Genomic DNA, 11,540 nt, shown 5'->3' on the forward strand with positions numbered 1-11,540 from the left:
TGTCACCGCTCATCGATCATCCACTCCGGTTCATCCATCCGTCTTGCGCACGCACCACGTGGTCATGGCGCGCAGGTCCTGGACGATGGTGGTCTTGACGAGATCCAGCAACGCCCCGCCCAGCGCCTCCGTGCGGGCCAGCAGCCCGGCCTGGTCCACCAGGAAACGGGTGGAGCCGTCCGGCAGGGCGTAGCGGCCGCCGCCCACGGGCCGCACGCGCGCCTCCATGCCGATGCTGCTGGCCAGCCGCGCGAACAGCAGCCCGCCCGGCCGCAGCACGCGCCACATCTCGTGCACCATCCGGTCAAAGTGGGCCGCGTCCGCCGCGAAGTGCAGCACGGCGCTGCTGATGACCGCGTCCATGCTCCCGTCCGCGAACGGCAGCGTGTCCACCTCCGCCACACGCACGTCCGCGGGCGTGTCCGGCGCCAGGCGCGCGGCCAGCTCCCGCACGCGCTCCACCGAATGCGCGTCGCGGTCCACGGCGTGGACCTGGTAGCCGGCGCGCAGCAGGTACACGAGGTTGCGCCCCGCGCCGCATCCCGCGTCCAGCACCGTGCGCACGCCGTCGAAACGCCCGCGCAGCAGCTGGTCAAAGAGGTAGATGTCGATGTCGCCGAACGCCTCGCGCAGCGCGGTGGAAGTCGGCGGATTCGCGGCGTCCGTCATCGGCCCTCCACGGGCGCATAGGGCTGGAACTCGCAGCCGGTGCGGACCGGCACGTAGATGACCCGTGGCGCGGCCGTCGTATCCCCTGCTTCGGCGAACACGGGTACGCCCCGGAACGTGCCCGCGGGCTGGACCTCGCTGATGGCCAGGACGCGGCCCAGCCCATGCTTGGTGTAGCGCCGGTCGCGAAAGCGGATGGGCTCGCCGTTCACGTACCATCCGGCGACGGACGCGTACTCGCCCGTGGTGGGCGCGGCGGACGAGAACGGCAGCGAATCCATCGTCATCGTGTCGCCCGTGGCCGTGTTGTAGCGGGCGGGGATCTCCACGAGGCCGCCGTTGCGCACGATGCAGATGCGGATGCACCGGCATTGGTCGAACATCACCGTGGACTCCGGCGCGCTGCCGTCCGCCGTCCGCTGGACCGCGAGCCGGCGATCGGCCCTGGCGGATGCGGGCCCCGTGGCCGGCGCGGGCTCCGGCGGCTCCGGCATCGGGTGCGACCCGCACGCGGCGGACAAGAGCAGCGCGGCGATGGTGGGGAGGATGCGGATCGTCATCGTCCGTCGACGGATTGGTAGGGCTGGAACTCGCATCCCGGGCGCGTGGGCAAGTAGACGACCTCCGACGCGGATGCCGTGTCCGCTTCTTCCGCGAACACCGTGACGCGGTCGAAGCGGCCGACGGGCACGATCTCGGGAATGGCCAGGACGCGCGGCCGTCGGCTCCGGCACGACGCGCGGCCCGCACGCGGCGAGGACGGCGATCAGCGGGACGATGGACCGCATCCGATCCGGGAACGTGGAACGTGTGGCGTCAGCCCAGCACGGCGGCGCCGGCCGTGGCGCCCGCGCCAAAGGAGACGAGCAGCAGGGGCGCGCCGTCATCCGCCCGGCCGGCGCGCACGGCCTCGTCCAGGGCGATGGGGATGGTGGCCGCGCCCGTGTTGCCGAAGCGGTCGATGTTCACGTACACGCGCGACGCATCCAGCTCCATCTCCTTCACCAGCCCCTCGATGATGCGCAGGTTGGCCTGGTGCGGTACGACGAGCCCGACGTCCTCCTTGGCCAGCCCCGCGGCGGAGAGCGCGGCCTGCGCCTGCTGCGCCATCGTGCGGACGGCGGCCTTGAAGAGCTTGGTGCCCTCCATCCGCAGCAGGTGCGAGCGCTCCTCCAGCACGCGCGCGTCGAACGGGCGCAGGGCGCCGCCGGCCGGGCGCTTGAGGGCATCCGCCAATCGGCCGTCCGCCCACCACGACGTGGAGCGCACCGTCCGCGGTCCGCTTCCGCGCGCCAGCACCGCCGCGCCCGCGCCGTCGCCAAAGAGCGGGCCCGTGGACGGGTCCGCGCGGTCCGTGACCGTCGACAGCTTCTCCACGCCCACGACGAGCGCCGCGTCGCCCCGGCCGGCGCGCAGCAGCGAATCGGCCAGGACGAGGGCGTAGATCCACCCCGCGAAGCCGGCCTCCACGTCGAAGCACGCGGCGCCCCACGCGCCCAGGGCCGCCTGCAGCTCGCACGCGGTGGGCGGGGTGAGGTGGTCCGGCGTGGTGGTGGCGACGATGATGGCCGCGAGCGACTCCGCGGGGATGCCGGACGCGCCGAGCGCCGCGCGGGCGGCGTGGGCGGACATGACGGCCGCGCCCTCGTCGTCGCCGGCCACGCGGCGTGCCTGGATGCCCGTGCGCCGGACGATCCACTCTTCCGTCACCCCCGCCAGCGCCGCCACCTCGGCGTTGCCCAGCACGCGCGGCGGCAGCCACGCGCCCGTCCCCGCCAAGTGCACGGGCCCGGCGGGATCAGCCACGCGCGGCCAGGGCCTGGTCCACCAGCGCCTCCAGCTGCGACTTGGGCAGGGCGCCCATCCGCCGCGCCACCTCGCGCCCCCCGCGGAAGGCGATGAGCGTGGGGATGGACGCGATGCCAAAGCGCTGCGCCACGCCCGGGTTGCGGTCCGTGTCCACCTTGGCGAACAGCACGCCGCCGGCCCGCTCGCCGGCCACCTTGTCCAGCACGGGCGCCATCATCTTGCAGGGCCCGCACCAGTCGGCGTAGAAGTCCACGACCACGGGCACGGGCGAATCGGCCACCACGCGGTCAAAGCTGGCGTCCGTCAGCGGCAGCGGGTGGTCCAGCGCGATGGGGGTGCGGCACACGCCGCAGCGGGGACGGTCCGCCGCGCGGGACAGGTCCACGCGGTTCAGCTTTCCGCAGCTGGGGCAGGCGATGGTGGCCTTGCCGGTTGCCGTCTGCGTCATGGCGCTCTCCGTCAGTTCTCGTCGCCGGTTTCCACGGGGTACGCGTCGCCCCGCCGGCTCCAGTCGATGAACGAGGCGTCGTACATCCGCACGGGGCGCTCCAGGTAGCGCGCCACGAAGTACGCGTGGCTGGCCTGCACGCCCGTGCGGCAGTAGACCACGACGGTGTCGCGCTGCGCGGCCTCGGCCAGGGTGAGCGAGGCGGCCAGCACCTCGGGCGAGCGCAGGCGCAGGTCCGTCTCCGACACCAGGTTGCTGCGCCAGAAGACGTTGTGCGCGCCGGGGATGTGACCCGGCCGCGTGACGCCCTCGCCCGGGGTCTGCCCGCTGAACTCCGCGGGCGGACGCGCGTCGATCAGCACGATGGTGCTGTCGTTCTCCAGCCGCGAGGCGACCCAGTCCGCGTCCACGACGATCTCCGGACGGACGCGCACCGTCAGCTGGCCGCGGCGCGCCTCGGGGGCGGTGGTCTCCGTGGGGCGGCCCTCGGCGCGCCACTGCTCCAGCCCGCCGTCCAGCAGGGCCGCATCCGTCTTGCCCAGGTAGTCCAGCGTGAAGAAGGCGCGGGCGGCGGCCAGCCCGGCCAGGTCGCCGTACAGCACCACGCGCGAGGCGTCACTCACGCCCACGCCCTCGAACGCCGTCTCCAACTGGTCGGCCGGCGGCAGCTCGTTGGGCAGCCCGTTGCGCTCGGCCACGATGGACGACAGGGGCAGAAAGTGGGCGCCGGGGATGTGGCCGGCGTCGTAGCTGGCGCGGTCGCGGCCCACGTGGATGATCACGGTGCGCCCGTCGTTCAGCCGGGTGGCCAGCTGGCGGGTGGAGACCAGGAGCTGGTCGTTCCACTCCGGCAGCGGGTTGGTTTCCGGCATGCTGACCAGGCAGCCGGCGGTCGTCGACAGGATGGCGGCACCTAACAGCAGCGACAGCGGCTTGCGCATCGGCGGTCCTCGCGTGGTTTGTTGTGTTGCGCCCTTGAGACTGACGGTACGATTCCGCCGGATGATGTCGCAAGGCAGGGGCCGGGCGGAACGCGGCGCGGGATCACGTTGCTCCGCGATCCGCCGCCTCCGCCGCCGACTCCCAACGATCCATTCGCCTTCCAGACACGCGACGGGGCGTGCGTCCCCTAGCGCGACGGCCAAAAGGCGCGAAGTTGATGCGTCCACGCGCGCATCCCTTGCTTCGGCTTTTGTGCGGGCGTATCGTGCGTGTCCGTTCGCGCGCTCCCGTTTTGCCATCGCCGTGACCCGCTCCCGCACTCCCGACGTCGAGACGCTCGCCGGCGCCGTGGCCGGTGGATACGCCGGCCGCTGGGCCCGCAGCGCCGCGCGCCTGCACCCGCGCGGGGACCAGGCCGACGCGCCCGCGCCGTGGATCGTGGACGGCTTCGCGGGGGCGGACCTGCAGCGCGCGGCCATGCGCGGCATTCCGGCTCATCCGCCCGCCGTCGCGTTCCTGCGCGCGGCGGACGAGGCGTTCGGCGGGGCGGCGCGGATCGTCCTGGTGGAGGAAGATCCCGGCCTGCTGGCGCGCGTGGATGAGGATCTTCGCGCCGCCGGCGCGGCAGACCGCGTTCGCCGCGCCGCCGATCCGTCGGATGCCGCGCCGGGCGACGTGCTGCTGGTGGAGGCCTCGTTCGCGGGCGTCGCCGCGCGTCTCGCCGCGGCCATCGGCGACGGGCCGGCGCTCATGCGCTTGGCCCCGCTGTCGGCGCGGGCGCTGCCGTGGGCGGCGCTGGAGCTGCTGGCGGACCTGGACGCGGCGGACCTGCTGCTGCGCTTTCCCGCGGAGGACTTCGCGAAGGCGGGGCGGTTCACGGGGCCCCTGGCGGACTTTCCTCCGCACCTGCGCCGCGTGGTGGAAGGCTGCAGCGCGCTGCTGGCGGACGAGCGCCACGGATGGCTGCTCGCTTGGCGCGATGCGTTGCGCGCGGAGGGCGAGGACGCCGCGCTGGGGGCGATGGTGGAGCGGCTGCGCGCGCGGCTGGGCAACGGCGGCGGCGCGCGGATGGCGCGCGCGGCGCGGCTGGAGTCTGCCGGGGCCGCCGTGCATCTGCTGCTCACCACGCCGCATCCTGAGCACGCGCTGGAGCTGAACGGCGCCGTGATGGATGGCGGCGGCGCGCTGCCCGTCCCCGCCAAGGCCGCGAAGTCCGCCCGCGGCAAGTCCGCCGCGTCCGCGCCCGCCGCGCCGCCGCCGACCATATCGTCGGATCCCGCCGCATCTGCCGCCCCCGCCGCGGAATCTGCCCCGGTAGACGCGCCAGACTTATCGGCCGATGCGGCATCCGCCGAATCCACATCGGGCGATACTCCCGCGCCCGCCGAGCCCGCGGCAAAACCGACGCGCGGCGGACGCACGTCATCCGCCGCGCGTCCGTCCGCGCGGCCCGCGCGCGAGCCGGCGCCGGAGCCCGTGCAGGATGCGCCGGTCGTGCTGGACCTGTTCGCGCTGCCGGAGCCGCCCGCGCCGGAGCCTCCGCGCGGTCCGGACCTGCGCGCCGTCGCGGACGACCTGCACGCGCGGCACGTGGGCCGGCGCGTGCCCTTCCGCGAGCTGCTGGGCGACCTGGCGGATGCGGGCCTGGCGCCGGAGCAGGTGCGCACGGCGCTGGGTCTGCTCAAGCGCGAACGGCGCGCCGTGTACCGCTCGCTGGATGCGGAGGGCGCGGTGGTGGAGTTCCAGGATCCGCCCGCCGCTCCCGCCCCGCCGCCCGCGCCCAGGCCGCGCAAGCGTCCGCCGCCGCTCCCCGGCGTCCTCGGTCTCTTCGACGACGAACCGGCGGACGAGCTGCCGCTCGATCTTCTCTCGCCCGACCCCCCGTCCGACGACGCGGAGCCGACTCCGCCCCCGTCCACCGGCGAGGAACCGGCTCCGCCTCCGTCCGGCGACGTGGCCGGTGCGCCGGCTGCCGCCACGGATGACGCATCCTCTGCCGCGTCGCCCGCGAAGAAGCCGCGCCGCCGCAAAGAATGACGTTCGGGCGGTGGGTTGTGCTCGTTGCGGAGCTGATGCGGTAGGGCCGTCCCCCAGCCGGAGCGAATGAATTCGCCGCTGGAAAGGCACGAAGTCCGCCTTCGCGGACTGCCCCAGCAGAAGTCGGCTCGTGTGCACCGGCGGCGCCCATCGAGCCGTTGAAGCCTCACGCAGTTTGTGAGGCTTTCCGCTGTCGTTGCGGCGGCTTCAGCCGCTCCGGCTGGGAGCGGACGGACGGGACAAAGAGACGGCGGGCCCGGATCTCTCCAGGCCCGCCATCCCTCATCCGCCGATCCGATCAACCGAATCCGCGAATCAGCCCGATCCGGATCAGCCGCGGTAGCCGGTGCCGTGGCCGTAGCCGGTCCAGTATTGGCCGGTGGGCACGCCGCCGCTGCTGCCGCTGCGGAACCGCTCGATCCCGTAGCTGCCGTAGGCGCCGTAGTTGCCGATGGTACCGCCCCCCACGTCGCCCATGTCGGCGTCGCGGCCCATCATGCCGCCGTTGCCCATCCCGCCGGACCGGTTGCGATCCATGTCGCGGTCGTAGCGGTTCATGCCGCCCTGCATCCCGCGGCCCATCATCCCGCCGCCCCTGGGATGCATGCCCCGTCCCATGTCGCGGTCGTACGCGCCCTGCATGTACCCGCGGTCGTAGCGGCCGCCGGCGCTGCCCATCATCCCCGCCGACATCCGGCCCTGCATGCCGCCGCGCATGGAGCGGTCGTCGTCGTCCCAGTCCACGTCCCACGCGCCGTGCTGGGGCTGGTAGCCGCCCGTGCGGTACGCATCGCCCGTCCCGCGGCCCCAGCCGCCGCCCATGTCGCCGCGGTTCCAGTCGGCGTTGCGGCCGTTCCAGTTGGCGGCGCCGTAGCCGTGCTCCATGCCGCCCTGCCAGCCGCGATGGCCGTTGACGTCGCCCATCTCGCGATAGCCGCCCCGGCCCTCGTCCCAGCCGCCGCGCATGCCGCCGCGGTAGCCGTTGTCGTAGTCGTGTCCGCCGCGGTTCCCCAGCCACCCGCGCACGGTGTTGGCCGCGCGATCCAGGAAGTTGCGGTTTCCGTAGTCCCGTCCGTAGTTCATCGTCCCACTCCCTTGCTTACGGTTTCGCCGTCTCCAGGCCCGCCCCGCGGCGGGGGCAGGGAGGGGGGACGGGTGCAAGATGCGGGCCCGTAAACCCCCGCGTATCTGCTTGCAAAACGGGGATTTGGGCGAATCGGCGGACGCGTATTCGCCCCATCCGCCGGCCCGCGCGGACGCGTTGACAAACGCAGGGCCGCACCGCAACCTTGAGAGACCCTCCCGGCCGTCCCGCACCGACATACCGACGAATGCTTTCCCCGCGGCAGCAATCCACGCTGGTCGCCCTGTGCAGGCGCATGGTGCCCCTGCCGGACGACCCGGACCCGTCCGCCGCGCGCCTTGCCCGTGCGGTGGAGGTGCGCCTGGGCAGCCTGGATCCCGAGGCGGCGCGGCGCATCGGCGGGCTGCTGCGGATGATGGACTCGCCCGTGAGCGGCCTGCTCAACGCGCTGCGGCTGCAGGGCTTCGCGGACCTCCCGGCGGACCGCCAGGACGCGTGGCTGCGCCGATGGGAGATCAGCCCGCTCCCCGTGTTCCGCACGGCGTTCCAGGGGCTGCGCCGGCTGATCCTCTCCACCCACTACGCCGACCCGTCCACGTTCGCGGGCATCGGCTACCGCGGCCCGCTGCACACCCGCGCGCCCGCGCTCCCGTGGGAGGGCCCGCTTCCCGGCCGCGCGTCGGACGACGAGCCCGTGGCGCGCCAGGAGCCGGGCGCGCGCGCGGCCCGCATCATCCCCATCCGCCCCCAGCTGGACCTGCTGGCGGACCCCGCGGTGGCCGGCGTCTTCGAGGGCGCCGGACTGCGCGCCGAGACGCGCGTCCGGGCCGGCGTGTGCGTGGTGGGGAGCGGGGCGGGCGGGGCCGTCGTGGCCGCGCGCCTGGCCCAGGCGGGGCACGACGTGGTGCTGCTGGAGGAGGGCGGCTTCTGGCGCCCCGAGCAGTTCACGGAGCGCGAGAGCGAGATGATGCCGCGCCTGTACGCCGAGGCCGGCACCCGCGCCACGGACGACGTCGCGCACCCCCTGCTGCAGGGCCGCTCCGTGGGCGGCGGCACGACGGTCAACTGGCTCGTGATGTTCCGCACGCCGGACTGGGTGCTGGACGAATGGGCCACGGAGCACGGCGTCACGGGGATGCGCCCGGCGGACCTGGCCCCCGTCTTTGAGCGCGTGGAGGACGAGACGCACACGCGCCCCGTGCCCGACGACGCGCACAACCCGTCCAACCGCGCCCTGCTGGACGGCGCGCGGGCCCTGGGATGGAGCGCCGGGCCCGTGCGCATCAACGCGCACAACTGCGTGCGCAGCGGGTTCTGCGGATTGGGATGTCGATACGGCGCGCGGCGGGCCGCGGCGGACGTGTACGTGCCGGCCGCGCTGGCCGCCGGCGCGCGCCTGTTCTCCGACGTCCGGGTGGAGCGCGTGGAGCTGGCGGAGCGCGGGGGCGGCGCGCCCCTCAAGCGCGTGCACGCGGCCGTGCTGGACCGCGAGACCGGCGCCCCGCGCGGCCGGCTGACGGTGGAGGCGCCCGTCGTGGTCCTTGCCGCGGGCGCCGTGGGCACGCCGGCGCTGCTGCAGCGGTCCGGGATGGGCGGGGGCGGCGTGGGGCGCTTTCTTCGCCTGCATCCGACGACGGCCGTCTTCGGGCGCTACGGACAGGAGATGTACGGGGCGGGCGGCGTGCCGCTCTCCACCGTCTGCGACGAGTTCCTGCGCGGCAGCGACGGATACGGCTTCTGGATCGAGACGCCGCCCTTCTACCCCGCGCTCAGCGCCGCCGCGCTCCCGGGATTCGGCACGGCGCACCGCGACCTGATGGAGTCGCTGCCCCACCTGTCGTCCATGATCGTCCTCCTCCGCGACGGGGCGGACCGCGCGGTATCCAACGGCGGCGTGACGGTGGACCGCGCGGGGCGCGTGCGCATCCGCTACCGCGTGGCGCCGGGCGACCGCGCCAAGCTGCTGCGGGGGATGGATGCCGCCGCGCGGATGCACTTCGCGGCCGGCGCGGAGGAGGTCTCCACCCTGCACGCGCACGCCTGCCGCATGCGCTCGCCCGCGGAGCTCAAGGCCATGGCGCTGCGCCCGTCCGGCCCCAACCAGCTGGGCGTGCTGTCCGCGCACGTCAACGGCACCTGCCGCCTGGGCACGGACCCCGAGACGAGCGGCTGCACGCCGGACGGCGAGCGGCACGGCGTCCCCGGCCTGTACGTGGCGGACGGCTCGCTGCTGCCCACCGCGCCCGGCGTGAACCCGCAGGAGACCATCATGGCGCTGGCGACGGTGATCGCCGAGCGGATCGCGGCGCGCCACCCGGCCGGCCGCGCGGGGAGCGCCGGGAGCACGCCCTCGCCGGGCGCCCTCGCCGGTGCGCCGGGCGACTGACGGCGGTCCCCGGCGGATTGGGTGGATGCGGGAGAAAGCCCCGCCCGGCGTGCTGCCGGGCGGGGCTTCTCGTCGTCTGTCGTCCAGTACCAGATCCGGATAAACACTGCGCGTATGCGTTGATTTCCTGAGGGAGCGCCCGCGCAGGACTTGCACGCTCACAAGGCTATGGGCGCGACCGAAGGATCTCCTTCGCGCGGCAGGGACCTTGCTGCTGGACTGGGTCTTTGCCAAGGCGGGAAGATCCTTCGGGGCCGCACGCAACCGTGTACGGTCGAGTTCGCGAGGGCCCCTCAGGAAAACAACTGCTTCTCCGGATCCTGTATCAGCCCCCGCCGATCTCCGTGGCGATCCCGAGCACGAGGACGGCAAAGATCGTGTACGCGAGCGTGCCCAGCGCGGCGCTGAGGAGCGCGCGCGGCACGGCGGACCGCGGCCGCACGCGAAAGAAGCCGGCGCAGGTCCACGCGAAGTACCCCGCCGAGCCAAACATCCAGCCCGTTACCAGCAGCCCCTCCACGTTGCGCAGCCAGTGGCCCACCAGCAGCGCCAGGGCCAGCCCCAGCGACTGGTGCCCGTAGGAGTACAGGTTGAGCGCCAGGTGCTCCGCGTAGGTGAACCCCGAGCGGCGGAACAGGCGGTGGGTCAGGGCGGCCGTGAACGGCACGCCCAGCGCCATGAACAGCGTCATCCACTGGGACATGAACTCGCTGGCCCTGCGCGCCACCTCCGCCGCACCCGGTCCCGAGTGCCCGAACATCCCCGAGGCCACCTCGTCCAGCACGCCCAGCTGCGTCGTGGCGAAGGTGGTGAGGGCCACCGTGAGCACGAAGTACTTCACGGGCCCCGTGTAGCGCACGCGCCGTCCGCGGACGTAGTCGCGGATGGCCTCGCCCGGTCGCCGCGTGAGCTCCACGGCCGTGAAGAGGATGCCGCGGTCCAGGTTCATCACCTCGCTGGCGACCTGGTGGGCGATGGCGGGCACGTTCAGCCGGCCGCGCACGGCCCGCTGTCCGCACGCCGAGCAGTATTCGCCGCGGAGCGCCAGCCCGCAGTTGCCGCACACGCCGTACTCCGTCACCCCCGCGAACGGCGCGGAGCCGTACACGAGCGATGCGTCGTCCGGGGCCCGGATGGTCGTGCTGGTCATGCGATCGGACGAGGGGAGAAGGTTTGATGCGGGGAGGTACGCAAGCGCCGGGCTGAGGTTTCGACGAGATTCCGCCGGGCCGGTCAGGTTGCGACCGGACCACCTCTCAATTATGGGATCACTTCAAAGGCATGCAACCCGTCGATACGATACGCGCGAAAGTGTCGATCAATGGTGAATACGCGCCGAGAGTCCAGCGCCTCTGCTGCCGACACAATCGAAGCATCGGCAAGGTCCATCGGGGCATCGCCGTATCGGTTCATGAGCCACCGCATGCGCTCCCACTCGCCCGGAAGAGGGGTGTGCAGCTTCAGGAAACCCTCTGCCACGTACTCCCACAGGGCCTCCTGTACCCGCAAGCCGCCCTCCCGACCCAACAGGTACATGGCTTCGGTCAGGCAAGGCCATGTGGTTACCATCTCACCTGCCCTGATCTGCGCGAGCGCCGCGGTACACCGTGCATGATCATCGTCACGGCGGTCCAGAATCGCGACCAGCGGTCCAGCGTCGCAGAGGGTCATAGGCGCCCCGCCCGTCGCTTTGCCTCCAGGTAGTCGGTGAACTGCTCACCCGTGTTCTGCGAGAGCCGGCCGTCGCCCTTGCTCTCGAATACCCCTACTCGACCAGCCAGCAAATCCGCCATGGTCCGCGTGGGCCGGGGCTCCGGGGACGATTGGCACGGCGGGTTTTCGCCGAGCTCGGCACCACCGCTGTTGACGACCCCGATGTGATCTTTCAGCAGGTCGTACATCGTCTTCGCCGGCTTTCCCTCGGCGTCCAGCAGGGCGGGCTCGGGCAGCTTGCCGTTGCCGTTCAGGGGCAGGTTCTCCACCACCCACGCGTCCACGGGCATGCCGTCCGCCTCGGCGGCGTGCTGGATGCGCGCGTAGTCCTGGTCAGAAACCTCGATCGTCTTGCTCATGGCATTCACCTCCCGTTGCCGTGAAATCTATCGCAAAGCGGTCGGCTGTCCAGTGCGTACAAAAGACGCCAGCGGCGGAACGGGTACCGCACC

The 11,540-nt window shown here is 73.0% G+C and carries 12 protein-coding genes; 2 read left to right on the plus strand and 10 right to left on the minus strand.

All coding sequences use genetic code 11. The features are described 5' to 3' along the window. Positions 1-30: 30 nt before the first annotated feature. The 6 genes from VFZ20_RS04875 to VFZ20_RS04900 all read right to left on the minus strand — a co-directional run bounded on the left by VFZ20_RS04875 (position 31) and on the right by VFZ20_RS04900 (position 3,867). Positions 31-669 (minus strand): class I SAM-dependent methyltransferase, encoded by a 639-nt coding sequence (locus tag VFZ20_RS04875; RefSeq protein ID WP_329682710.1) that lies wholly within the window; start codon positions 667-669, stop codon positions 31-33. After that, positions 666-1,229, minus strand: a complete 564-nt coding sequence (locus VFZ20_RS04880) for a hypothetical protein (RefSeq protein WP_329682711.1) — start codon at positions 1,227-1,229, stop codon at positions 666-668. Before VFZ20_RS04880 ends, VFZ20_RS04875 begins: the two co-directional genes overlap by 4 nt. Further along, complete coding sequence (locus VFZ20_RS04885; RefSeq protein ID WP_329682712.1) at positions 1,226-1,360, minus strand: hypothetical protein; 135 nt, start codon at positions 1,358-1,360, stop codon at positions 1,226-1,228. Before VFZ20_RS04885 ends, VFZ20_RS04880 begins: the two co-directional genes overlap by 4 nt. 125 nt (positions 1,361-1,485) lie before the next feature. Further along, positions 1,486-2,475 (minus strand): beta-ketoacyl-ACP synthase 3, encoded by a 990-nt coding sequence (locus VFZ20_RS04890; protein ID WP_329682713.1) that lies wholly within the window; start codon positions 2,473-2,475, stop codon positions 1,486-1,488. After that, the gene (gene trxC / locus VFZ20_RS04895; RefSeq protein WP_329682714.1) at positions 2,468-2,926 is read right to left on the minus strand and encodes a thioredoxin TrxC; all 459 of its coding nucleotides are present in this window, start codon (positions 2,924-2,926) and stop codon (positions 2,468-2,470) included. Before trxC ends, VFZ20_RS04890 begins: the two co-directional genes overlap by 8 nt. A gap of 11 nt (positions 2,927-2,937) precedes the next feature. Next, complete coding sequence (locus VFZ20_RS04900; RefSeq protein ID WP_329682715.1) at positions 2,938-3,867, minus strand: sulfurtransferase; 930 nt, start codon at positions 3,865-3,867, stop codon at positions 2,938-2,940. A gap of 304 nt (positions 3,868-4,171) precedes the next feature. On the opposite strand from VFZ20_RS04900, the gene VFZ20_RS04905 reads away from it, so the two are divergent. Further along, positions 4,172-5,905, plus strand: coding sequence for a hypothetical protein (locus tag VFZ20_RS04905; protein WP_329682716.1), 1,734 nt, complete (start codon positions 4,172-4,174; stop codon positions 5,903-5,905). 330 nt (positions 5,906-6,235) lie between these two features. On the opposite strand, the gene VFZ20_RS04910 is transcribed toward VFZ20_RS04905, so the two are convergent. Then, positions 6,236-6,988 carry a hypothetical protein gene (locus tag VFZ20_RS04910; protein WP_329682717.1) on the minus strand — a complete coding sequence of 251 codons (753 nt, stop codon included), beginning with the start codon at positions 6,986-6,988 and terminating at the stop codon, positions 6,236-6,238. Positions 6,989-7,236: 248 nt separating this feature from the next. Here VFZ20_RS04910 and VFZ20_RS04915 point away from each other — a divergent pair, with 248 nt between their 5' ends. Further along, positions 7,237-9,375: an FAD-dependent oxidoreductase gene (locus VFZ20_RS04915; protein WP_329682718.1), complete on the plus strand. Its 2,139-nt coding sequence runs from the start codon at positions 7,237-7,239 to the stop codon at positions 9,373-9,375. 325 nt (positions 9,376-9,700) lie between these two features. Here VFZ20_RS04915 and VFZ20_RS04920 read toward each other — a convergent pair whose 3' ends face one another. From VFZ20_RS04920 to VFZ20_RS04930, 3 genes are all read right to left on the minus strand, one after another. Beyond that, positions 9,701-10,525, minus strand: coding sequence for a DUF3667 domain-containing protein (locus VFZ20_RS04920; protein WP_329682719.1), 825 nt, complete (start codon positions 10,523-10,525; stop codon positions 9,701-9,703). Positions 10,526-10,635: 110 nt separating this feature from the next. Continuing rightward, positions 10,636-11,046, minus strand: coding sequence for a hypothetical protein (locus tag VFZ20_RS04925; protein ID WP_329682720.1), 411 nt, complete (start codon positions 11,044-11,046; stop codon positions 10,636-10,638). Next, positions 11,043-11,447, minus strand: coding sequence for a hypothetical protein (locus tag VFZ20_RS04930; RefSeq protein ID WP_329682721.1), 405 nt, complete (start codon positions 11,445-11,447; stop codon positions 11,043-11,045). The genes VFZ20_RS04925 and VFZ20_RS04930 overlap by 4 nt, the downstream gene beginning before the upstream one ends. Positions 11,448-11,540 lie beyond the last annotated feature (93 nt).

Origin of the sequence: Longimicrobium sp. (genome assembly GCF_036280135.1) — a bacterium.
In the GTDB taxonomy this organism is placed as follows: Bacteria; Gemmatimonadota; Gemmatimonadetes; order Longimicrobiales; family Longimicrobiaceae; genus Longimicrobium.